The organism is Variovorax saccharolyticus (genome assembly GCF_030316765.1).
In the GTDB taxonomy this organism is placed as follows: domain Bacteria; phylum Pseudomonadota; class Gammaproteobacteria; order Burkholderiales; family Burkholderiaceae_C; genus Variovorax; species Variovorax saccharolyticus.
Genome location: NZ_JASZYT010000009.1, coordinates 22916 through 43949 on the forward strand (window position 1 = coordinate 22916; position 21034 = coordinate 43949).

21 protein-coding genes are annotated in these 21034 nt (G+C 66.5%); 5 read left to right on the plus strand and 16 right to left on the minus strand.

The genetic code is table 11. From position 1 onward, the window contains the following. Window positions 1-87 precede the first annotated feature (87 nt). Entirely contained in the window at window positions 88-768 is a 681-nt protein-coding gene (mdcG, locus tag QTI45_RS24825) for a malonate decarboxylase holo-[acyl-carrier-protein] synthase (RefSeq protein WP_286656176.1), read from the plus strand. A gap of 74 nt (window positions 769-842) precedes the next feature. Here mdcG and QTI45_RS24830 read toward each other — a convergent pair whose 3' ends face one another. Further along, window positions 843-1589, minus strand: coding sequence for a response regulator (locus tag QTI45_RS24830; protein WP_286656177.1), 747 nt, complete (start codon window positions 1587-1589; stop codon window positions 843-845). Here QTI45_RS24830 and QTI45_RS24835 point away from each other — a divergent pair. Next, the gene (locus QTI45_RS24835) at window positions 1588-2046 is read left to right on the plus strand and encodes a hypothetical protein (RefSeq protein ID WP_286656178.1); all 459 of its coding nucleotides are present in this window, start codon (window positions 1588-1590) and stop codon (window positions 2044-2046) included. The genes QTI45_RS24830 and QTI45_RS24835 overlap by 2 nt on opposite strands. A 57-nt stretch (window positions 2047-2103) precedes the next feature. Here QTI45_RS24835 and QTI45_RS24840 read toward each other — a convergent pair whose 3' ends face one another. The 13 genes from QTI45_RS24840 to QTI45_RS24900 form a co-directional block, all read right to left on the minus strand. Beyond that, entirely contained in the window at window positions 2104-2862 is a 759-nt protein-coding gene (locus QTI45_RS24840; protein WP_286656179.1) for an SOS response-associated peptidase, read from the minus strand. A 43-nt stretch (window positions 2863-2905) separates the two neighbouring features. Next, entirely contained in the window at window positions 2906-3538 is a 633-nt protein-coding gene (locus QTI45_RS24845; protein WP_286656180.1) for an EthD domain-containing protein, read from the minus strand. A 28-nt stretch (window positions 3539-3566) separates the two neighbouring features. Further along, complete coding sequence (locus tag QTI45_RS24850; protein ID WP_286656181.1) at window positions 3567-4262, minus strand: EthD domain-containing protein; 696 nt, start codon at window positions 4260-4262, stop codon at window positions 3567-3569. Window positions 4263-4278: 16 nt separating this feature from the next. Beyond that, a complete protein-coding gene (locus QTI45_RS24855; protein ID WP_286656182.1) occupies window positions 4279-5448 on the minus strand; it encodes an NADH:flavin oxidoreductase/NADH oxidase in 1170 nt (389 codons plus the stop codon). Window positions 5449-5462: 14 nt separating this feature from the next. Continuing rightward, entirely contained in the window at window positions 5463-6383 is a 921-nt protein-coding gene (locus tag QTI45_RS24860) for a DMT family transporter (RefSeq protein ID WP_286656183.1), read from the minus strand. A 2-nt stretch (window positions 6384-6385) separates the two neighbouring features. Continuing rightward, window positions 6386-7570: an MFS transporter gene (locus QTI45_RS24865; protein ID WP_286656184.1), complete on the minus strand. Its 1185-nt coding sequence runs from the start codon at window positions 7568-7570 to the stop codon at window positions 6386-6388. A gap of 28 nt (window positions 7571-7598) precedes the next feature. Further along, on the minus strand, window positions 7599-8558 hold the full coding sequence (locus QTI45_RS24870; protein ID WP_286656185.1) for an MBL fold metallo-hydrolase: 960 nt from the start codon (window positions 8556-8558) through the stop codon (window positions 7599-7601). A 34-nt stretch (window positions 8559-8592) separates the two neighbouring features. Continuing rightward, window positions 8593-9303 carry an ABC transporter ATP-binding protein gene (locus tag QTI45_RS24875; protein WP_286656186.1) on the minus strand — a complete coding sequence of 237 codons (711 nt, stop codon included), beginning with the start codon at window positions 9301-9303 and terminating at the stop codon, window positions 8593-8595. A gap of 15 nt (window positions 9304-9318) precedes the next feature. Beyond that, window positions 9319-11091 carry a branched-chain amino acid ABC transporter ATP-binding protein/permease gene (locus tag QTI45_RS24880; protein ID WP_286656187.1) on the minus strand — a complete coding sequence of 591 codons (1773 nt, stop codon included), beginning with the start codon at window positions 11089-11091 and terminating at the stop codon, window positions 9319-9321. Next, window positions 11088-12011: a branched-chain amino acid ABC transporter permease gene (locus QTI45_RS24885; RefSeq protein ID WP_286656188.1), complete on the minus strand. Its 924-nt coding sequence runs from the start codon at window positions 12009-12011 to the stop codon at window positions 11088-11090. The genes QTI45_RS24880 and QTI45_RS24885 overlap by 4 nt, the downstream gene beginning before the upstream one ends. 58 nt (window positions 12012-12069) lie before the next feature. Then, complete coding sequence (locus tag QTI45_RS24890; protein WP_286369355.1) at window positions 12070-13266, minus strand: ABC transporter substrate-binding protein; 1197 nt, start codon at window positions 13264-13266, stop codon at window positions 12070-12072. Window positions 13267-13341: 75 nt separating this feature from the next. Continuing rightward, window positions 13342-14118 (minus strand): SDR family NAD(P)-dependent oxidoreductase, encoded by a 777-nt coding sequence (locus QTI45_RS24895; protein ID WP_286369356.1) that lies wholly within the window; start codon window positions 14116-14118, stop codon window positions 13342-13344. Window positions 14119-14149: 31 nt separating this feature from the next. Beyond that, on the minus strand, window positions 14150-15907 hold the full coding sequence (locus QTI45_RS24900; protein WP_286656189.1) for an FAD-dependent oxidoreductase: 1758 nt from the start codon (window positions 15905-15907) through the stop codon (window positions 14150-14152). A gap of 135 nt (window positions 15908-16042) precedes the next feature. Between QTI45_RS24900 and QTI45_RS24905 the strand changes: the two genes are divergently transcribed. Further along, complete coding sequence (locus QTI45_RS24905; protein WP_286369358.1) at window positions 16043-16846, plus strand: IclR family transcriptional regulator; 804 nt, start codon at window positions 16043-16045, stop codon at window positions 16844-16846. Window positions 16847-16914: 68 nt separating this feature from the next. Here the strand turns inward: QTI45_RS24905 and QTI45_RS24910 are convergent, their stop codons facing one another. Next, window positions 16915-17832: a LysR family transcriptional regulator gene (locus QTI45_RS24910; RefSeq protein ID WP_286656190.1), complete on the minus strand. Its 918-nt coding sequence runs from the start codon at window positions 17830-17832 to the stop codon at window positions 16915-16917. 93 nt (window positions 17833-17925) lie between these two features. On the opposite strand from QTI45_RS24910, the gene QTI45_RS24915 reads away from it, so the two are divergent. After that, the gene (locus QTI45_RS24915) at window positions 17926-18903 is read left to right on the plus strand and encodes a Bug family tripartite tricarboxylate transporter substrate binding protein (protein ID WP_286656191.1); all 978 of its coding nucleotides are present in this window, start codon (window positions 17926-17928) and stop codon (window positions 18901-18903) included. Between the two features lie 29 nt (window positions 18904-18932). Next, the gene (locus QTI45_RS24920; RefSeq protein ID WP_286369366.1) at window positions 18933-20096 is read left to right on the plus strand and encodes a mandelate racemase/muconate lactonizing enzyme family protein; all 1164 of its coding nucleotides are present in this window, start codon (window positions 18933-18935) and stop codon (window positions 20094-20096) included. Here the strand turns inward: QTI45_RS24920 and QTI45_RS24925 are convergent. Beyond that, on the minus strand, window positions 20090-20995 hold the full coding sequence (locus QTI45_RS24925; RefSeq protein WP_286656192.1) for a LysR family transcriptional regulator: 906 nt from the start codon (window positions 20993-20995) through the stop codon (window positions 20090-20092). The two genes, QTI45_RS24920 and QTI45_RS24925, sit on opposite strands and share 7 nt — an antisense overlap. Between the last annotated feature and the right edge of the window lie 39 nt (window positions 20996-21034).

Genomic DNA, 21034 nt, shown 5'->3' on the forward strand with positions numbered 1-21034 from the left:
CCGGGTTGCACGTGTGACTTCGCTTTCGTGAATCGGGTCCAACGCCTGGCTAGAGTGCATTCGAGGCATGGAAGAAACGGATCACTCGTGAACCCTCAATCGAACGCCCCCGAGTTGACGCTGCATCGCCATGACCTGGTCTTTGTGTCAAGTTCCGCCTGGCGTTCGCTGGTGGAGGCGCGCGCCGAGCTCTCCCTGGAGTTGCTCGCGGACGGATGGGTGGATCGGGGCTGGCCGCTGGTGGCGCGCCGCGCTCTGCCTGGCGAGCCGCGGGGGATCGCCCTGGGTCTGTCGCTGCCGCCGGCCGCGGGCCGGCTGCATTTCGACATCGTGATGCGACCCGCCGATGTCGTTTCGTCCCGCCCTCCCCTGGCACTGGAACATGCGATAGCCGACGCGCCGCCGCACTGGCAGCCAACCCTCGCGAAGCTCCTGGAGCTTGGACTGCGCCATGGTGTCAAGGCGCGGGTCTTCGGCGGCCTGGCCTGGCGGGTGCTGACGCACCTGGACTACCTCACCGCCCGTTCCGACCTCGACCTTCTTGTCCCGATCCGCCACGGCAGCGATGCGGTCTTGTTGGCCCACGAACTCGCCGAAATCGAGCGGACTGCCCCCATGCGGCTGGACGTCGAACTCGTGCGCGCCGACGGAGCGGGTGCGAACTGGCGCGAGCTCCTTGCCGGCAAAGCCGAACTCCTGGTGAAGACGCTGGCAGAGGTGAAGCTCATGCCCGCCGGCCAATTCCTTTGCAGGGGCGGGCGCTCGTGAGCGTTTCCGTTCTGCCAGCGCGCCCTCGCGAGCCAGGGTTGTGGCAGGCGGTGGCAGGCAGCGCCTGCGGATGCTCAATACACGATTTCGACCGGCTGGCTGAACACATAGCCCGCACCGCGCTCGGTGCGGATGTATGCCGGCTGGCGCGGATCCCTCGTCAGCTTGCGCCGCAGCCGGAGGATCTGCGTGTTCACTGAACGGTTGTATACGTCGTCTCCGTGGAGGCGGGAAAGGTCGAGCAACTGATCCCGCGACAGCACGCGGTTTGAAGCGCCGAGAAAGACGACCAGGAGGCTGAACTCACCGTTGCTCAGGGGCACGATCTCCCCCTCGCGTGTCCGCAGCTTGCGGGTATTGAGGTTCAACTCCCAGCCGTCGAACCGGTATGCGCGGACTCCTTCCGGCCGGCCCTGCCGGACTTCCGGCTGGCGGCGCCGGAGTACCGCGCGTATGCGGGCAAGCAGTTCCCGGGGACTGAAGGGCTTGGTCACGTAGTCGTCGGCGCCGAACTCCAGGCCCAGCACCCGGTCCGCCTCCTCGGTCTGGCCGGTGAGCATGATGATGGAAATCGCGGAGTTCTCGCGCAGGCGTCGCGCGATGGCCATTCCGTCTTCGGCTTCCAGCCTGACGTCCAGGATCACGAGGTCGACGATCTCGCGCTTCAGCACCGCTTGCATGGAGCGCCCGTCAGGCACGACGGTCACACGGAAGTCGTTGCGAGCCAGGTAATCCCCTATCGCCTCCCGAATGGCCGGATCGTCATCGACCGCAAGGACATGGGACAGCACCGGCGGGGAGGGGCGGACGGAGGCAGTCATGGCTGGGCGTGAACTGGAGACCAGGAGGTTCAAGCGTAACCGCACCCGGGCGAGCCAACATGGAAGCTGGAAGCATCAACAGCCGCCAGACCAGGGGAGCGCGCCGATCGCAGAAGCCGCGTATCGGCCCGCGAAAGTCGCGATCTTGGGCAACCCAAAGGGCCCAACGTTGCTTGCTCAACCTTTCAACAATAGTCAAAAATACCAAGATCCTCGTTCTCCGGAAGGGCGACCGGATCTCCCTAGGGAAAATCTCGACAACCTTGGCAAACGGAGGGCAGCAGCCATGCCCGACGACAACGCGAAGTTCGACAAGGAAGCACTGTCCCTGATCGAGTCTCTCAAGGGCCGGCGCAAGCCCGCCATGCGCGCTCCTCGGAAGGCGACAGCGGCACCCGGCGAAAAGCCGCCCGTCAAGACGACCGCGGTCGTTCGACGAGCTGCACGTCGCTTCTAGGCATCCCCCTGCAAGACGCCCCAAGGAAGGGGCCGCATCGCAGCCCATTCCCAGCCATCAGAAAAGCGACGGCTCTTCAGGCGGTGCCTTGGCGGCCCGAGCCGCCTTCGCCTTGGGCTCCTTCGGCGGCAGCGGCTCTGCCGTCATCGCAAGCCGCTCGGCCGGGAACTGCATCATGAACTCCATCGAACGCTGCGGCGTTGCGTCGAGCCACTCGCCGTACTGCGCCTCCGGCAGGATCACGACCATGCGCTTGTCCTGCTGCTCCGGCGGGCGCTTGGGATCCGGCCGATGCATCTTGTTGAAGAGCGGATGGTCGTCGGCATTGATCGTGAGCATCGTGAAGCTCAGCTCCCAGGCGCCTGATTCCGGGTTCTTCCAGGGTGACCACAGCCCGGCCACGCCCAGCGTCTCGTCGTTGGCGGCGGCGAACCGCGTGGGCACGAACTGGCCGCTGCGCCAGTCCGGCTCGTAGATCGCTTCGCACGGCACGATGCAGTGCCGCGGCTTGGCCCAGGCGTTCTTGAAGCTGGCCAGCTCGCGGACGGTCTCGCTGCGCGCGTTGTAGGTGTTGAGGCCATACCTGACCTCCTTGGCGAAACCGGGAAGCAAGCCGAAATGGCCCTCGACCAGTTCGAAGTCCGGCACTGCCTCGTCACCCGACTCGCGCTCGGGCGGCCGGCGGATGAAGGGCGCCATCTGCGTCGGGTAGATATGCAAGCCGCCCGGCGGCGGCTCCCATTCCGGCGGCAGACGGATGCCGAAGTGTTTCTCGATCTGCTTGCGGCGCTTCTCGGCCTGGTAGTGGCTGCACATCGGCGCATTGTGCTGGAACCGAGGCCCCTCGCTCCTGCCGACGTCAGCGAAGTGAAAGCTCGTCGACGAGATAGGCCGTGCTGGCCGCAAGATGGGCAGCAAACAGGCGGCAGATCGCTCCCTCGTCGAAAGCATCGTGCGCCGCAGCAACGCTCTCGAACCAGAGAACCGCGAAACCGTCCGGCGGCGACGGCTCGGACCGCAGCCGCTCTCGCCTCGCCGTGGAGACCGTCCAGTTCAGCGCCGAGCGCCATCCGCTCGCGTTGGCACATTGCGAGAACGCCTCGGCGAATCGCGCCTTCGAGGCGTCGCCGAGCAGGAACGGCACGATCACCTTGACCGGCCGACCGCTCCCGCCCGTCTCGCTGCCCTCGGTGTCGACGATGCACAGCGTCCAGCCTTTCAGGAAATTGGGCTCGTCCGCAGGGATGTGGCGGCGGCCGATGGTCGAGGCCTGCGCACTGCGCATCGCCTCGTCATCGCGAAAGTACAGCTCCACGATGCCGTCGATCGAGAAAGCCGCACCCTGGCCGGATGCCCACAGGATCTTGTCGACACGGTTGTGCGTGTACTTCGAGATGCCCTCCATGCCGAGCGCCAGCGCGGCGTGCGGGCCGGCCCAATAGCTCCTGAAATCGCCGATCGAAAGGCCATCCCTTCTGGCCAGCAGCGTCATGCGCTTCTTCACGTCGACCCTTCCGGCTTCAGACGACCCGGCGCTCGTCGACCAGGAAGGCCGTGATCTCGCCCAGGAAAGTCTTCGCGTGCGCCATGGTGGTTCGACCGGCCGCTGAGGCGAATGCGTCCTGCAGCGTTTGCGCGTCTTCGAACCACAGTTCGACGATGCCGTCGATGGGCAGGCTGTCGTAGTCGCAAGGCTTGCCTTTCTCGCGTTCCCGGACAGTCACGACGTTCTGCCGATAGGCGCTCACGCCGGGCATCTTGCGCACCAGCTCGCCATGGACGCGCCATTCGCGGCGGAAGTCGTCCTCGCTCGACCCGGGCAGTCGCCGGATGACTGAAATGCGCTTCAGCAGGCTGGCGCGCTGCGCGTCCGCGGGCAACGGAATCACGACCGATTGCTCCGCCGTGACGATATGCAGGCCACCCAGAAAGTGGTTCTCGTCCGTGATCAATGCCGCCGCCAGATCGCCGTCGCTGAACGCACGCTCCGATTGCGTCGCGTCGTCGAACCAGAGTTGCGAAAAGCCGTCGAAATCCCAGGGGCCGCGGGCGAAGTCGATGCCGCGCTGCGCCCGGTCGACCACCGGGTTCTGCCAGTACGCACGCAGATTCGGCGCCTGGGCAGCGAGCGGGCCGTGCCTGTCCTTCCAATAGGCGTTGAAATCATCAAACGTCCAATCCGCCTTCTTGCGGATCAATCCCATCCGTACGTTCATCGCTCGGTTCCTTGCTTCATTCATGATTGACGAGGGCGTCCGCCGCCTGGCGCGCGCGCGCCAGGCCCGGCGCCCGCTTCGCGAGCCAGACGCCATGCCGGACCGGCCAGCGCGCATAGCCCGGGTCCGCCCCCAGCGACAGCGCGGCGTGATGGGCCCAATAGGGATCGAACAAGGCTTCGCGGCCGAGCGCGATCAGGTCGGCCTTGCCTTCGGCGAGGACGGCTTCCGCCTGGCTCGCGTCGACGATCATCCCCACCGCTTGCGTCCTGATCCTTGCCTCGTTGCGAATCCGCTCCGAGAAGGGAACCTGGAAGCCCAGGCCGCGTGGCACGGGCAGTGCGCGTCTCTCTTCGGTCAGTCCGCCCGAAGAGCAGTCGATGACATCGACGCCGCACGCCGAGAGCTCTCGCGAAAGCACGATGGAGTCGTCGAGGCTCCAACCGTCCACGCTGCCGTCGACCGCCGACAGGCGGCAGAAAAGCGGCTTGCCCGCCGGCCATTCGGCACGCACGCGGCGCGTGATTTCCAGCGCCAGGCGCATGCGTCCCGCAAGGTCGCCGCCCCACTCGTCCGCTCGATGGTTGGCGTTGGGCGACAGGAAGCTCGCCACCAGGTAGCCGTGGCCGAAGTGCAGTTCGACGACGTCGAAGCCGGCCGCTTCCGCGCGCCGCGTGGCGTCGACGAAGCTCTGCACCACCTCGGCGATGCCGCCGGCATCCAGTGCATGCGGAGCCGACCAGCCCGGCCCGGCCGCGAGCGCGCTGGGGCCGAGGCGCTGCCAGGGTTCCGGATCGGCCGCCAGGCGCGCCTCCGACAACGCGGCACCGCCTTCCCACAAGGGCTGGCTGCCGGACTTCCGGCCTGCATGGGCCAGCTGCACGCCCATGGCGCTGCCGTTGGCATGGGCGAAATCGACGACCGCCCGCAGGGGTTCGATCTGGCTGTCTTTCCAGAGACCGAGGTCTGCGGTCCCGATGCGCCCGCGAGGGTCGACCGCGGTGCTCTCGGTCAGGATCAGGCCGGCGCCACCCAGCGCGAACTTGCCCAGGTGGACCAGGTGCCAGGGCGTGGCGTGTCCCGCCTCTGCGGCATGCTGGCACATGGGCGAGATGACGACCCGGTTCTTGAGCACCAGATCTCGAAGCTGGAGCGGCCGGAAAAGCAGGGGCTCGTGAGGTGTCATGAAGGGCTTTCGAATCAAGGGGTGAGGGGCGCCGCAGCCGCCGGCTGTCGCGTGCCCAGGTAGGTGCCGAGCATCACGGAGAGAAATCCGAAGAAGTGCCAGGGGGTCAATCGCTCGCCGAGCAACAGGGCGGCGAAAACCACGCCGAACACGGGCACCCAGTAGAGAAAGACTGCGGTGCGGGCGACGCCGATGCGCGCGATGGCGCGGTTCCAGACCAGGTTGGACAGCGCGGTCGCCATGACCCCGGAGAACAGGATGAATGCCCAGGGACGCCAGCCCGGAAAAAGATCCTTGAGTCCCATCGCGGGCGACTCCAGGGATGCGTGCAGGGCAAGCAACAGCGAGCCGACCACGTAGATCGCCCAACTGATCATCAGCGCGTTGAGGTTCCGGGCCAGCCGCTGAACGATCGCACCGCCCGCCGCGAAGCTCACCACCCCGGCCACCAGCAGCAGGTCTCCGACGCCGGCGCTCGAGAGGCCGGCACCCGGGTGGCTCAGCACGACCGCGGCGACGCCTGCGAACCCGAGGCCGACGCCGCACATGCGCAGCCAGGTCAGGCGTTCGCGAAAAGCAACCGCGGCGAGCAGCGCAGACACCAGCGGGCTCAACGCCATGATGAGCGCACCGTTGGTTGCCGTCGATCGATGCAGGCCCTCTGCGAAAAGGATCTGATTGAAATACACCATCAGGATCGCGCAAATCACGATCGCGCCGCCTTGTCGCCACGACAGCGACGGCAGCCCGCAGCGCTTCCACAGCACGATGAGGCTCAAGGCCACGCAGGCCACGAGCATCCGAAGCGCCGCCACCAGGGTGGGATCGAAGATCCCGGTCAAGACCTTCACCGCCGCGACATTCAGCCCCCAGATCGCCATCGCCCCGATCAGGGTCGCCTGGACAGCGGCGGGATTCGATCGGCGCTCTGACATGTTCAAGCCTCGCGCGCTTGGCGCTGACGCCGTCCGACCAGGGATGCGAACGCAGCACCGAGCAACGGGAGTCCGGCAGCGGAAAGCGCAAAGACCATGCTCGACGAGCGCGTGTCGACGATCCACGCGGCCGCCAGCACCCCGAGCGATTGCCCGAAGAACAGGGCGCAGGAAAACAACGACACCGCGGTGCCGCGGACGGCTGGAGCCATCTGGGTGGCGTGGGTCTGCAGCGTGTTGTGCAATGCGTAGAAGCCGAACCCCGCGAGCAGGCATGCAGGCAGTGCCCACTGCCACGCCCGCGCGGATGCGATCGTCGCGAACGCGATGCCCAGGCAGGCGCCGCCGGTACGCGCCAGCCCGGATTCGCCAAGCCTTTGCACGAGCATGGAAGCACAGCGGCTGTAGAGAAGGCCGCCGATCCCGTAGAGCGCGACGATCGCGCCCGCCATGGACATCGAGAGGCCGAATCTGGCCTGCAGGTGCGAGGGGATGAAGGCCAGCGCACTGAATGCCAGCGCCCCTTCGATGCAGGCGACGAGCAGCACGACCCGCGCCCAGGGGCTGGCCAGCACGCTCGACATTCGGCAGCAAGCACTCACCGAGCCGGACCGCAACGGCGGGGCCCAAGCACGGGCCCGCTTCGCGAGCATGGCTCCGCCGACCAGGAACAGCACCGCCAGCAAGATGAATGCGGCGCGCCAACCAGCCAGATCGGCGATCAGACCGCCCAGCCACTGGCCGCAGATCATGCCGAACACGGTCGCGCCAAGCAGCCTGGCCAAGACTTCCTGGCGACCTTCGTAGGCGACGCTGTCGCCGATCCAGGCCATCGTCAACGGGATGATGCCGGCTGCCGCCACGCCGGACAGGATGCGGCTGGCGACCAGCCATTCCAGGGTGGGCGAGATCGCCGCGGCAGCGCTTCCTATCGTGCAGGCCAAGGTGGCGAAGCCGATTATTCGCAGCTTTCCGTACCGATCGCCGAGCGGCCCGTAGAACAACTGGAGCACGCCATAGGCCAGGGCGAAGCCGGAGATGGTCCGGGCGACCTGGCCCATCGTGGCCGAGAACTCGGTCGCGAGCGACGCCAGCATGGCGTCGCACACCCGCATCGAGGCCATGCTGGCGAATGCACAGATCCCCAGCAGCCGCAGCGTTCGCGTTTCGATCGGTCGGGCGCTCATTCCGGTTCGAACTGCGTGAAGCCGGCGGTCAGCCTTCGAGCGTCTTCCACATTTCGATGTCGCGCTCGGCGGTCCAGATGCGCGGTTCGGTGTACTTCGTGGCTTCGTCGTAGCAGCGGGTGACGTCGAAGGGCATGCAGTGGTCGAAGATCACCCAGTGGCCGTACTTGGGCTTCAACGCTGCGTAGGTGTCCTTGTAGACCGCATTCAGGTCCTTGCCGGCGGCGACGCCCTTCTGGACATTGGCGTACATGTCCGAGATGAACGCGCGTGTTTCGTCCAGGCCCTTGGCCACTTCTTCAGGCGTCGTGAGCGCGGCGCCGCGGCCGGGCACCAGCGCCTTGGGCTTGAGCGCAGCGAGGTTCTCGAGCGTCTTGGGCCAGTCCTTGAAGTAGGCATCGCCGGCATAGGGGGTGGCGCCGAACTCGACCAGGTCGCCTGACAAAAGCGCCTTTTCTCCTGGCAGCCAGACCACCGTGTCGCCCTTGGTGTGGCCGCGGCCCAGCTGCAGCAGCTGCACTTCGAGCTTGCCCAGCCACAGCGTCATCTTGCCGGTGAAGGTCATGGTCGGCCAGGTCATGCCGGGCGGCACGGTCTCCACGCCCGCGAACAGGCGCGGGAAACGGCCGATCTCGCTGGCCTTGTCCTGCTCGCCGCGCTCGACGATCAGGTCGTAGGTGTCCTGGCTCGCCAGGATGTGCTCGGCCCCGTAGGCGCTCGCGCCCAGCACCCGCACCGCGTGGTAGTGGGTCAGCACCACGTACTTGATCGGCTTGTCGGTCACCTCGCGGATGCGGCGGATCACGTCGGCCGCCATCGCGGGCGTGGCCTGGGTGTCGGCCACCAGCACCGCGTCGTCGCCGATGATGATCCCGGTGTTCGGGTCGCCCTCGGCCGTGTAGGCCCAGGCGTGCTCGGAAATCTGGCTGAAGCTGATCTTCTTTTCTTCGAGATCGGCCTGGGAAGCGAATTTCTTGGTCTGGCTCATGGGGGTTGCTCCTTGGGTGGATGTGGTGAAAGGCTCAGTGCGTGCCGAGGTAGGCCGCCTTGACCTTGGGGTCGTTGAGGAGCGCGCGACCTGTGCCCTCCGCGGTGATGTGCCCGGTTTCGAGCACGTAGGCGCGGTCGGCCACGCCGAGTGCCTGCTTGGCCATCTGCTCGACCAGCAGGATGGTCAGGCCGGCCTCGCGCAACTGGCGAATCGCGTTGAAGATGTCCTTGATGATCAGCGGCGCCAGGCCGAGCGAGGGCTCGTCGAGCAGCAGCAAGCGCGGCTCGCTCATCAATGCGCGCGAGATCGCGAGCATCTGCTGCTCGCCGCCCGACAAGGTTCCCGACAACTGATCCTGCCGCTCGCGCAGGCGCGGGAACCGCTTGAACTCGCGCTCGACCGCGGCCGCCGTGGCAGGGACGTCCTTCCTGCGGGAATAGGCGCCGAGCATCAGGTTCTCGCGCACGGTCTGGTCGGCGAACACGCCCCGCCCTTCCGGCGACATCGCGATGCCGAGCCCGACGCGCTCGTGCGCCTTGACCTGTGTGATGTCCTTGCCATCGAACTGGATGCGGCCCTCGGAGACCGGCTCCAGGCCGCAGATGCTCTTCAGCAAGGTGCTCTTGCCGGCGCCGTTGGCACCGATGATCGTGACCACCTCACCCTTGCGCACCTCGAGGCTGACGCCCTTGACGGCCTGGATCGCGCCGTAGGCGACCTTGACTGATTCGAGTTTCAACATGTGCTTTTCTCCCCTTCAGGCTGCGAGCGCTTCAGGCTCGTCGACGCCGAGGTAGGCCTCGACGACACGCGGGTTGGCTTGCACCTCGGCCGGCTTGCCTTCGGCGATCTTGATGCCGTAGTCCAGCACGATCACGTGGTCCGAGATCGACATCACGAGGTCCATGTGGTGCTCGACCATCAGGATGCTCACGCCGCACTTGCCGATGCGCAGCAGCAGCTGGCCCAGTTCGGCCGTCTCCTGCGGATTGAGGCCCGCCGCCGGTTCGTCGAGCAGCAACAGCTGCGGCTCGGTGGCCAGCGCCCGAGCCAGCTCGACGCGACGCTGCAGGCCGTAGGGCAGGCTGCCGGCCGCGTGATGGGCCAGGTGCAGGAGGCCCACCAGGTCCAGCAGCTGCAGGGCGCGGGCGCGGGTGGCGGCTTCCTGTTTCTTCGCGCTCGGCAGCGAGAGCAGCGATGCGAAGAAGCCGTTCGTCATCCGGCTGTGGCGGCCCAGCATGACGTTGTCCAGCACCGACAGCTCGGCGAACAGCCGCAGGTTCTGGAAGGTCCGGCCCATGCCCATGCAGCAGATCGAGTGCACCGGCCGACCCGAGACTTCCTGGCCCAGGAACTGGATCGAGCCTTCGGTCGGGTCGATCAGCCCGGTCAGCATGTTGATCATGGTGCTCTTGCCGGCGCCGTTCGGGCCGATCAGCGCATGGATGTGGCCACGCTGCAGCCGGAACGACACGTCCTGCGCCGGCTTCACGCCCCCGAAGTTCTTGGTCACGCCCTGGACCACCAGCAGCTCGCCCTGGCCCTCGGCACCGATGCGCGTGGGTTCGGCAGCCGGGTTGCGAGCTTCGGGTTCCTTGCCTTCTTTTCGGAACCACTTCGAGAGCAGGCCCGTGACCCCGCCCGGCATCACATACAGGGCGAAGAGCAGCAGGAAGCCATAGAGAAAGTGCTGCGCCGAAGGCCAGCGTGCCAGGGCCGCGTCGATGACGGTCAGCACCACGGTGCCGACCAGCGGCCCGTACTGCGATCCCGCGCCGCCGAAGAGCACCAGCAGCAGGATGAAGATCGACAGGTGGAAGGTGATGAAGTCGGAGTTGATGTACTGGTTCTGCTGTGCGACCAGCGCACCGGCGATGCCGCAAGTGACGGCCGCGACGACGAAGGCGATCACCTTGGCGCGGTAGACCCGGACGCCGACCGAGGACGACGCGATCTCGTCGGCCTGCAGCGACAGCAGCGCGCGGCCGAACCGGCCCTGCAGGAGGTTGCGCAGCAGCAGATGCGTCAGCGCGCAGAGGCCGATGCCCAGCCAGACCCACTGCTCGGATGTGAGCGGCTGGCCGTTCCAGGTCAGGGCCCTGATGCCATAGATCCCTTGCGCGCCGCCGAAGACATCCGTCCATTCGCCCACCAGCTTTTCGACAACGATGCCGAACGCCAGCGTCACCATGGCCAGGTACGGCCCCTTCACCCGCAGCGACGGCAAGGCGATCAGGACGCCGCAAACAGCGGAGACCACGGCGGCGATCACCAGCGCCAGCCAGGGGTTCATCTCGGTGCGCGTGGTCAGCAACGCGACCGCGTAGGCACCGGCGGCGAACAGGCCGGCCTGGCCCAGCGACTTCTGCCCTGCATAGCCGACCAGCACGTTCATGCCGGCCGCGCAGAGGTAGTAGACGCACATCATGAAGACGATGCGCAGGTAGTAGTCGTTCCCGAAGAGGGAGGTGATGCCGACCAGGGCGGCAGCGACCAGGACCACGCCCAGGAGATGTTGGCTGCGCTTCATACCTTCTCCACCAGCTTCTTGCCGAACAGCCCGGTCGGCCGGAAGGCCAGGACCAGGATCACGAGGGCGAAGACCGCGACCTCGCGCCACTGGGCCTGCCACAGGTTCACGAGCGACTCGAGGACGCCCAGGACGAAGCCGCCGATCACGCAGCCCCGCGGATTGCTCAAGCCGCCGATCATGGCGCCCGAGAAACCCTTGAGGCCCACCGTCAGGCCCATGAAGAGCGAGGCTTGCGCAATCGGCGCCAGCAGGAAGCCCGAGAGTCCGGCCAGCGCCGAACTGATCACGAAGGCGCCGATCATCACGGCGTTGGTGTTGATGCCCATCAGGCTGGCGACGTTGCCGTTCGCCGCCACGGCGCGCATGGCCTTGCCCACCATCGTCCGGTTCATCACGAAGTCGAAGCCGATCATGATGACCACCGCGACCGCCAGCGTCAGCAGCTCCTGGGGGCGGACCCCCACGCCGAGCAGGCGGATCACCGAGTCGCCCACCGGGCCGGGAACCACCACCGGCTTCGGCCCCCAGATCGCCAGTCCGATGCTTTGCAGGATGACGCCGAAGCCCAGCGTGCTCATGACCCAGGCCATGCCGGGCCGGCCTGCAAATGGCCGCACCCCGATGGCGTAGAGCAGCCAGCCGAGAAGGCCCATCACGCCGAGTGCGGCCAGAAGCGCCAGCAACTGGGCGCCGGCGCCGGGCAGCGCCTGGCCGAAAGTGGTCGAGGTCACGGGAAGCCCCAGGACCAGGAAGAGCGCGCTCATGCCGATGAATGCACCCGCCGACACGAACTCCCCATGGGAGAAGTTCAAGGTCTTGGTCGTGGTGAAAGTGATGCTGAAACCGAGTGCGACCAGCGCGTAGGCACCGCCCACGGCCAAGCCACTGAGAATCGCTTGCAAGAGCGCCTCTGCCATATCTGCCTCCGAGATGATTGCCCGGGCCGCGGGATGCGGCCCGGAGACGCAAAGCGCGTTACTGCTTGAAGTCGGCGCCGGCCAGCGAGCCGACGATCGCGTCGGTGTAGGGCATCAGCTTGCCGTCCTTCCAGCGGATCCACACCAGGTCCTTGGCGGTCAAGGCTTCATGGTTGGTCTTGCTGAACGGCTTGTCGTAGGTCTTGAGAACGCCCTGGACCGGCGCCTTCAGGTCTTCCAGGGCGACGCGAACCGCCGATCCATCGACGCTGTTGGCCTGCTTGGCCGCCGCCGCGTAGAGCTGCACCGAATCGTAGCCATGGAGCGCGAACGAGAACGAGCCCGGTGCCTTGAGCTTGGGACCGACCCGGTCGAACAGCTTCTGCTGCGCCGGCGTGCGCGTCTCGCTGACCGTGCGCATGAAGATCGGCTTCTCGGCCAGCGTCTTGCCCGCCGCGTCGTAGAAGGTGATGTTGTCCGCGGCCCAGGAGGTCAGCACCAGCGGGAAGTAGTTGATCTTCTCCATGCTGCGCACCAGCTGCGCGATCGGCGTGCCCTGTGCCCACACCACCACGGTGTCGACGCCGGCAGACTTCATCTTGCTGAGCTGGGAGGTCATGTCGGTATCGCCGACACCGAAGCGCTCGGTCGCGGCGATCTTGATGTCCTGCGACTTCGCCAGCTCCTCCATGTCCTTCAGGCCGCCCTGGCCGTAGCCCGTGGTTTCGGCCATCAGGCCGACGACCTTCGATTGGGTGGTGTTCTTCTTCACATAGGCCATGAGGGCGGCGACCTGCTCGCGATCGACCATCGACACGCGGAACATGTAGTTGTCGGCACCCGGGCTCATCGGCTTCGTGATGTCGGTGCCCGAGCCAACGTTGCCGATCACCGGCACCTTCTTCTGGTTGGCGATGTGCTTCCAGGCCATGGCATTACCGGAGTTGGTCGGGCCGAAGACCGCCGAGACCTTTTCGTTGTCGATCAGCTCGCTCATGTTCTGGATCGACTTCGGAGGCGCGGAGGTGTCGTCCCGGGTCACGAGGACCAGCTTCCTGCCGAGCACGCCGCCCGCGGCATTGATGTCGGCGATCGCGGCTTCCATGCCGAGCACCGCGGCCTGGCCGCTTTGCGCCGAGGGCGATGCCGACAGGTCGCCGTTGTAGCCCAGCTTGATGTCCTGGGCGCTTGCGGCAGCTGCCGCCACAAGGCTGGCGGTCAGGACGGCGCGCTTGAAGAAGTTGGGGATGCTCATGGCTGTCTCCTCTTGGGGGGTTTGTGAACTCGGCGAGTTCGGGGTTGCGAACGGGAAAGGAACGAATGCCGGGAATCAGGAGGCGAGGAAGCCGCCGTCCACGGGCAGCGTCACGCCCGTCACGTAGCTGGCCATGCCCGAAGCGAGAAAGACCACGGGGCCGACCAGTTCCTCGGGTTGCCCGACGCGCCCCATGGGCGTGCGCAGCATGAACTTGTCGAGGCGTTCCGGCGCTTCCCGGGTGTAGGAAGTCATGGGGGTCTCGATGACGCCCGGCGCGATGGCGTTGACCCTGATGCCGTCCTTCGCAAGTTCGACCGCCAAGGCTTGCGTCATGAGCTTGACCGCGCCCTTGGAGGGGGAGTAGCCCACCACATTGGGAATGCCGGTGCTCGACGCGATCGACCCCACGTTGATGATCACGCCCCGGGTCTCCTTGAGCGCATCCAGCCATGCATGCGTCGGAAGGAAGGTGCCCATCACGTTCACGTTCAGGGTGCGCTCCAGGTTCGAAGCGACCTTCGGACTGTCCAGGCCCTCGCGGATGATGATGCCGGCGTTGTTGACCAGGATGTCGAGGTTGCCGACTTCGCTGGCCACCGTGAGTGCCAGCGCCTGGCAGGCGTCGCGCGATGTCACGTCCAGCTTGTAGGCGACCGCGTCGCCGCCGTCGGCATTGATTTCTGCCGCCACTGCCCGGGCGTTGTCATCGTTCAGGTCGGTCACGACCACCTTGGCACCGGCTTTGGCAAGGCCCTTGGCGATGGCCTTGCCATTGCCCTGCCCTGCGCCGGTGACGAGCGCGATCCGGCCGCCGAGGACCTGGGGCGCCATCTGGCTGGAGATTTCCATTTGTCTTCCTGGTGTGGTGAGGTTCTGCAGATCAGGCTGCATGGGCGCGCTCGCGGGGCGCGGAGAAGGGCAGCACTTGCGCTGCCGGCTGGTTCGCCTGGCGGGCCAGCGTCTGGCCCACGACGTAACCGAAGGTCAGGGCCGGACCGAGCGTGATGCCCGCACCGGGATAGTTGCCGCCCATGATGCTGGCAGCGTCGTTGCCGACGGCGTACAGCCCCTGGACCGGACGCCGGTCCTGGGTGAGGACCTGGCACGATTCGTCCGTCAGCAAGCCGGCGAAGGTGCCGATCTCGCCGACGACGATCTTGATCGCGTAGTAGGGACCTTGGCGAATGGGCGCCATGCAAGGGTTGGGCGTGACCATCGAGTCGCCCTGGAAGCGGTTGTAGGCGGTGCTGCCCTTGCCGAACTTCGTGTCGACGCCCTGGACCGCATCCCGGTTGAACGACTCGACCTCTTCTTGCAGCGCCGCATACGGCACGCCGATTTCCCTGGCCAGTTCCTGCAGCGTGCTGCCACGCTTCAGATAGCCCGTGCGCAGGTGTCTGCCGATGGGCAGCGGGAACGGTGCCACGCAGCCCATGCCGTATTCACGCAGATGCTTGTGGTCGCAGATCTCCCAGCAGCTGACTTCCGAAGTGCCTTCGCAGGCCTTCACCAGGTCCTGGATGAAGTCGTGATACGACATCGCTTCATTGGTGAAGCGTCGACCTTGCTTCGTGACGGCGATGACGCCCGGCTTGGCCCGGTCGATGAAGTGCGGCATGACGCCCTCGGAGCCGTCCTTGCGCTTCGTCACCGACGTCGGGCACCACGCGGCCGCGTTCGGAATCGTGGGATCGACCCAGCCGCCGACGGATTCGCCGAGCCGCAGGCCGTCGCCCGTGTTGAGGGCCGGCGAAGGCGTGAAGTGTTCGTGGCCGGTCGGCGCATGGGGGAAGAGCTCCTTGCGGCGTTCGACGTCATAGGGGAATCCGCCGCAGGCCAGAACGACGCCGCGGCGTACCCGGATGTCGACCGGCGCGCCATCGCGCACCAGCCGGGCGCCGACCACGGCGTCGCCTTCGACGATCAGTGACTTGACCGTCGAATCGAGCCACACGGGCACATCGAGATCCATCGCGGCCTTGGCAAGCCGGCCCGCCAGCGCATTGCCGTTGGTCAGCGTCATTCCGCGGCCATGCCGCACGACATCGAGCAGGTGGCCGCCGAAGCGCCTGGCCACGTAGAAGAAGGATTCGAAGGACTTGAAGGCGCGCAGGAAGTGCCAGAGTTCCTTGCCGGAGCCCAGCATCATCCCGAACACGGTGAGCTCCGGCACCGGCGGCGCCAGCTGGGCGACACGCGGACCCAGCTCGCGCGCATCGAAGGGGCGGGTGACCATGGAACGACCGCCAGGCTGGCCGCCCGGCGCTTCGGCGTGGTAGTCGGGAAACACCGGCGGCATGTCGAACTGCACGCAGGTGTTCTCGGTGAAGAAGTCGAAGGCCTTGGGGCCGTTGTCTAGAAAGGCGTCGACGCGCGCGGCGTCGAAATGCGTGGTGGCCTCGTGTTGCAGGTAGCTGCGGGCCGCGCCTGGCGCTTCGTCGATGCCCTGCTCCTTCGCGAGCCGGGTGCCGGGAATCCACAGCCATCCACCCGAGCGGGCGGTGGTGCCGCCGAACACCGGCGCCTTGTCGACGACCAGCACCTTCAGCCCCTGAAAGGCGGCCGTGACCGCGGCCGACATGCCCGAGGCGCCGGTGCCCACCACCAGGACGTCGTACTCCGTTTCCTGCTTGCTCATTGACCATCACTCCTTGAGATAGAGGCCACGCTTGAGGGGCCGATGGCGTTAGTATCGTGCTAACGCATCTTTCCTATACTAATGGTTTACCCTGGGCTAACGATGTCGTTAAAATCAAATTGTTAGGAGACATCCATGGCAGCTCTGGAAGGCGACGGCAACGAATCGGGTTCCGAAAAGGAGCGCCGGGGCATTCAATCCATCGAGGCTGGGGGGCAGTTGCTGCTGGCGCTCGGCGCCCAGGGCCGCCCCATGCCCTTGAGGGAACTCGCCAAGGCGGCGGACATGGCGCCCGGGAAGGCCCATCCCTACCTGGTGAGCTTCGCGAAGCTGGGACTGGTGACGCAGGAGGCTTCGACCGGCTATTACTGGCTCGGGCCGACCGCCATGCAACTTGGCCTGGTCACTCTCAGGATGCTCAATCCCGTTCGCGAGGCCACGCCCTTCGCCGAGGCCCTGGCGCGGGAGACCGGGCACAGCGTCGGGCTCTCGGTCTGGGGCAACCAGGGACCGACCGTGGTCTTCCTGTTCGACGCGATCTACCCGCTCCATACGAACATCCGGACCGGCACGGTGATGTCGCTGGCCGGAACGGCCACCGGCCGCCTGTTCGCGGCCTACCTGCCAGCCAAGCTGATCGAGGAATCACTGCTCGAGGATGAGCGGCGCCTCGGACCGGACATCGCCAAGCCGATCGATACGGATGATCTGCAAGGCATGTTGAACGAGGTCCGCAAACACGGCGTCTCCCGCTCGGTCAACAACCCGACGCCGGGCGTCTGCTCGTTTGCCGCGCCCGTCTTCGACTACTCGGGAAACATCGTCCTCGGCATCACGCTGATGGGCCGCTCCCGATCCTTCGACACCAGTTGGTCAGGGACGCAGGCGCAGGCGGTGAAGGCTTGCGGGGTCGAAGTCTCCAGGCGGCTGGGTCACTAGCGCTGGGCAGCGGTCGAGGGCACGGCACGATGCCCGCCGGTTTGATTGTTCGGACCGCGCAGCCCTCCTCACGCTGACGCCCGCGTGCTGCGCGCAAAGGCGGCGGCGGCAAACTCCACGAAGGCTCGCACGCGGCCCGCGAACTGGTGCCGATGCGGATAGACCGCGTAGACGTCCGCGGGCGGCGTCTCGTAGTTCTCCATCACCTGCCTCAGTCGGCCGCTGCGAAGATGCTTGGCGACGTCCCAATCGGCGCGCAGCAGGATTCCGTGGCCATCCAGTGCCCAGTTGACCGCGATGTCGCCGTCGTTGGTGCTCATCGCGCCATGCACCTTCACGATCTCTTCGCGGCGACCGGAACGCAGCCGCCAGACGCCGTAGGCGTCCTCGCCATGGCGGATGCTGATGCAATCGTGAGTCGCCAGCTCGCGCGGCGACTTCGGCGTCCCACGCCGCGCCAGATAGGACGGCGATGCGCACAGCAGTCTTCGGTTCGGCGCCAGCAGCCGCGCCACGACCCGCGCATCCGGTGGCTCGCCGAAACGAATGCAGACGTCGAACGAATCATCGGTGAGAGGCGGCGCGTTGACCGACAGCTGCAGCTGCGCCTGCACCTGGGGATGCGCCTTGCAGAACCTGGACACCAGCGGCGCGATCTGGTTGCGTCCGAACCCGAGCGTCGCATTGATTCGCAGCAGGCCGGTCGGCTTGGTGGTCGAACGCGTCAGCTCGCGCTCGACGTCGTCGATGTCGGCGAGGATGCGGCGCGCGCTCGTCAGGTAGAGCTCGCCTTCGGTCGTGAGCCCGATCCTGCGCGTGGTCCGGTTGAGCAGGGTGACGCCGAGCCGCGCCTCGAGCTGGCCCAGCCGTCGGGACACGACCGGGGCCGTGACGCCGAGTTCGCGCGCAGCGGCCGCCAGGCTGCCGCTGCGAACGACGAGACTGAAGAACTGCATCTCGGCCGACGCCGTGGATTGACCTGACATTCATAACCTCCAGCACAAGAATGCATTGCATTTTGAGGCGATTCCTGACCGGGATCCAGTTCTAAAGTTGGCTTCCCAGACACAGGAGACACAATGAATTCTTCGTTCCGCGCAGGCCGATGCGCTCTCTTGGCCATCGCGATGGCGCTGCCGCTCGTGGCCTTCTCCCAAGCCCCCGCCTATCCGGCGCGGCCGGTATCGATCGTCGTGCCCTACTCCCCCGGAGGCACCACCGACTTCGTTGCGCGCGTGGCGGCCACCTATCTGGGCGCGGCGACCAAGGCCACCTTCATCGTCGAGAACAGGCCCGGCGCGAGCGGGACGATCGCCATGGCGTACGTGGCGAAGGCCGCGCCCGATGGCCAGGTGCTCTACATGAACGAGATGACCTCGACCGCCGTCGGCGCGCTGATCCCCAAGCTCAGCTTCGACCCCGACAAGGATTTCATCCCGATCGCGATCCTGGCGGAGACGCCGTATGTCCTGGTGGTGAACGAGAAGCTGCCGGTCAGGACGCTAGCCGACCTCATCGCCTACGCGCGTGCCAATCCGGGCAAGCTCAGCTACGGCTCCGGCGGCGTCGGCAGCGGGCCGCACCTCGCGGGTGAGCTCTTCAAGTCGCTGGCCCAGGTGGACATCCGCCACGTGCCGTACAAGGGCTCGGGCCCGGCCCTGCAGGATCTGCTGGGCGGACAGATCGACGTCCTCGTCACGGCGGCGCCCACGGTGGCTTCGCTGGCCGGCAAGCTCCGGCCGCTGGCGGTCGCCAAGCCGAAGCGGCTGGGCATCCTGCCCGACGTGCCGGCCGCTCCCGAGGCCGGCCTGCCCGACTTCGTCGTCAGCAACTGGTTCGGCCTGGCCGCGCCCCGAGGGACGCCGGACAAGATCATCCAGACGATCAGCGCGGCGGCCGATCAGGCACTGAAGAACCCGGAGGCGGTGCAGAAGCTCGTCACGGGGGGCGCGGAGCCGCTCTACATGGGTCCGGAGGATGCGCGCCGCAAGGTGGCCTCCGAGACCGCGAAATGGTCGGCGCTGGTCAAGTCGGCCGGCATCAAGAACGACAACTGAACACCACCCCCACATCATTCGAGGACATCATGAAGATCACCAAGGTAGAGCCGCTCCACGTGGGGCAGTTCATGTTCGTCAAGGTCTCGACCGACGAAGGCATCGTCGGCTACGGAGAGGCGGGAACCTGGGGCCACATCGAGGCGGCCGGCGCATGCATGCTGCGCTTCGGCGAGTACCTGGAAGGCAAGGATGCCTTTGCCATCGAGCACCACTGGAACGTGATGCACCGCTTCAGCTACTTCCAGGGCCTGGCCATCAACGCCGCCATCTCGGCCATCGACATGGCCTTGTGGGACATCAAGGGCAAGGCGCTGAACGTGCCGATCTACGAACTCCTGGGCGGCGCCGTGCGCACCAAGGCGCGCATCTACGGGCACATCTACGAGCACTCGATCGAGAAGATGCTGGAGGAATGCCAGGTCAAGATGGAAGCCGGCTTCACCGCCTTCGGCCATCTCAATCCATTCCTCGACGAAGGCCACGACCAGGTCTACTTCAAGACCCACGTCAAGAAGATGCGCGATGCCATCGACAACACGCGCCGCATGCGCGACGTGGTGGGCGACCGCGTCGATCTGCTGATCGAGATCCACCGCCGCCTGACGCCCGCCGAGGCCGTGGTTTTCGCGCGCGGCATCGAGGACACCCATCCGATGTTCATCGAGGACCCGATCCGGCCGGAGAGCGCCGACGCGATGGCTCGCGTGGCCGAGAAGATCCACATCCCGATCGCGACCGGCGAGCGGTTCTCGAACATCTATGAGTTCCAGGCGCTGATGTCGCGCGGGGGCGTGGAGTACGCCCGCGTCGACCTGTGCCTGTGCGGCGGCATCACGGGCGCCAAGAAGGTGGCGGCCATGGCAGAGGCGCACAACGTGCAGGTGGTGCCCCACAACCCGCTGTCGCCGATCGGACTGGCGGCGTGCCTGCAGCTCGACGCCGCGATCCCGAACTTTGCCATCCAGGAGTACGCCACCGGCTTCGAGGCCGGGATCTTCGAATCGAGGCCCGAGCACCTGGGAAGCAACATCGTGGACAAGGTGCCGCTGCCGCTGAACGGCTTCGTCGACATTCCGAATGGCCCGGGCCTCGGGATGAACCTGCTGCCCGACGCGCAGCGAATCCGGCCGCCGCTGTCCAAGCCCATCACGATGCGGCCGCATTTCGACGGCTCGATGGTCGATCAATAGCAGTCCTGGCGCGCGAACACCTCCACCGTCCAGTCGACAAAGGCGCGCAGCTTGGCACTCGGGTGCCGGCTGGACGGGTAGGCCACCGACACCGGCATCGGCGGCGGCTCCCAGCCGGCCAGCAACTCGACCAGCGCCCCGCTCTCGATGTGCGGCTGCGCCATGAAGGCATAGGTCTGCGCCACGCCGAGCCCGGTCAGCAGCGCCGTCAGGTGGGCCGTGCTTTCGTTGACCGCGATGACCGAATGCCCGTTGATCTCGATGCGCTCGTCGCCGCGCTCGTAGCGCGGCGGAATGCAGCGCCCCGTGCGCGACGAGAAATAGCTCACCACCCGGTGCCCGTCCAGCAGATCGGCCGGCGTCGCCGGCGTCCCGTGGCGCTTCAGGTAGTCGGGCGTCGCGCAGGTCATGTAGGGCATCTGCGCGACGCGGCGCGCCACCAGCGACGGGTCACTCAGCACGCCGCCGCGGAGCACGCAATCCACACCTTCGCCGATCAGGTGCACCGGCCGGTCGCTGACGCCGAGCTCGAGCAGGATGTCCGGGTAGCGCGCGTGGAACGCCGGCAGCCTGGGAATCAGTATCCGGTTGGCCAGCGAGGAGCCGATGTCCACGCGCAGCCGGCCTCTGGGGCTGGCCTGTGCATTCGTGACATCGGACTCCATGTCGTCGATCTCGGCCAGCACGCGCAAGATGCGCTCGTAGCAGGCCGCGCCCTCCGGCGTCACCGTGACGCGACGCGTGGTGCGCTGCAGCAGCCTCACCTGCAAGTGGCTCTCGAGTTGCTGGACCAGCTTGGTCACGCTGGGCTTGGGCAGCTGCAGCAGATCGGCTGCCCTCGTGAAGGTGCCGGCTTCGACGACCCGGGCAAACACGCGCATGGCTGCGATTTGGTCCATCGCCGAATTATTAGCGAAGTGGAAATAGACATGTCCCTC

Coding starts and splice junctions, on each gene's coding strand:
- QTI45_RS24875 (WP_286656186.1), bottom strand. CDS start 9,303: ATGTTGAAACTCGAATCAGTCAAGGTCGCCTACGGCGCGATCCAGGCC.
- QTI45_RS24920 (WP_286369366.1), top strand. CDS start 18,933: ATGAAGATCACCAAGGTAGAGCCGCTCCACGTGGGGCAGTTCATGTTC.
- QTI45_RS24905 (WP_286369358.1), top strand. CDS start 16,043: ATGGCAGCTCTGGAAGGCGACGGCAACGAATCGGGTTCCGAAAAGGAG.
- QTI45_RS24915 (WP_286656191.1), top strand. CDS start 17,926: ATGAATTCTTCGTTCCGCGCAGGCCGATGCGCTCTCTTGGCCATCGCG.
- QTI45_RS24900 (WP_286656189.1), bottom strand. CDS start 15,907: ATGAGCAAGCAGGAAACGGAGTACGACGTCCTGGTGGTGGGCACCGGC.
- QTI45_RS24855 (WP_286656182.1), bottom strand. CDS start 5,448: ATGACACCTCACGAGCCCCTGCTTTTCCGGCCGCTCCAGCTTCGAGAT.
- QTI45_RS24850 (WP_286656181.1), bottom strand. CDS start 4,262: ATGAACGTACGGATGGGATTGATCCGCAAGAAGGCGGATTGGACGTTT.
- QTI45_RS24885 (WP_286656188.1), bottom strand. CDS start 12,011: ATGGCAGAGGCGCTCTTGCAAGCGATTCTCAGTGGCTTGGCCGTGGGC.
- QTI45_RS24865 (WP_286656184.1), bottom strand. CDS start 7,570: ATGAGCGCCCGACCGATCGAAACGCGAACGCTGCGGCTGCTGGGGATC.
- QTI45_RS24870 (WP_286656185.1), bottom strand. CDS start 8,558: ATGAGCCAGACCAAGAAATTCGCTTCCCAGGCCGATCTCGAAGAAAAG.
- QTI45_RS24925 (WP_286656192.1), bottom strand. CDS start 20,995: ATGGACCAAATCGCAGCCATGCGCGTGTTTGCCCGGGTCGTCGAAGCC.
- QTI45_RS24860 (WP_286656183.1), bottom strand. CDS start 6,383: ATGTCAGAGCGCCGATCGAATCCCGCCGCTGTCCAGGCGACCCTGATC.
- QTI45_RS24895 (WP_286369356.1), bottom strand. CDS start 14,118: ATGGAAATCTCCAGCCAGATGGCGCCCCAGGTCCTCGGCGGCCGGATC.
- QTI45_RS24830 (WP_286656177.1), bottom strand. CDS start 1,589: ATGACTGCCTCCGTCCGCCCCTCCCCGCCGGTGCTGTCCCATGTCCTT.
- QTI45_RS24890 (WP_286369355.1), bottom strand. CDS start 13,266: ATGAGCATCCCCAACTTCTTCAAGCGCGCCGTCCTGACCGCCAGCCTT.
- QTI45_RS24880 (WP_286656187.1), bottom strand. CDS start 11,091: ATGAAGCGCAGCCAACATCTCCTGGGCGTGGTCCTGGTCGCTGCCGCC.
- QTI45_RS24845 (WP_286656180.1), bottom strand. CDS start 3,538: ATGACGCTGCTGGCCAGAAGGGATGGCCTTTCGATCGGCGATTTCAGG.
- QTI45_RS24835 (WP_286656178.1), top strand. CDS start 1,588: ATGGCTGGGCGTGAACTGGAGACCAGGAGGTTCAAGCGTAACCGCACC.
- QTI45_RS24910 (WP_286656190.1), bottom strand. CDS start 17,832: ATGTCAGGTCAATCCACGGCGTCGGCCGAGATGCAGTTCTTCAGTCTC.
- QTI45_RS24840 (WP_286656179.1), bottom strand. CDS start 2,862: ATGTGCAGCCACTACCAGGCCGAGAAGCGCCGCAAGCAGATCGAGAAA.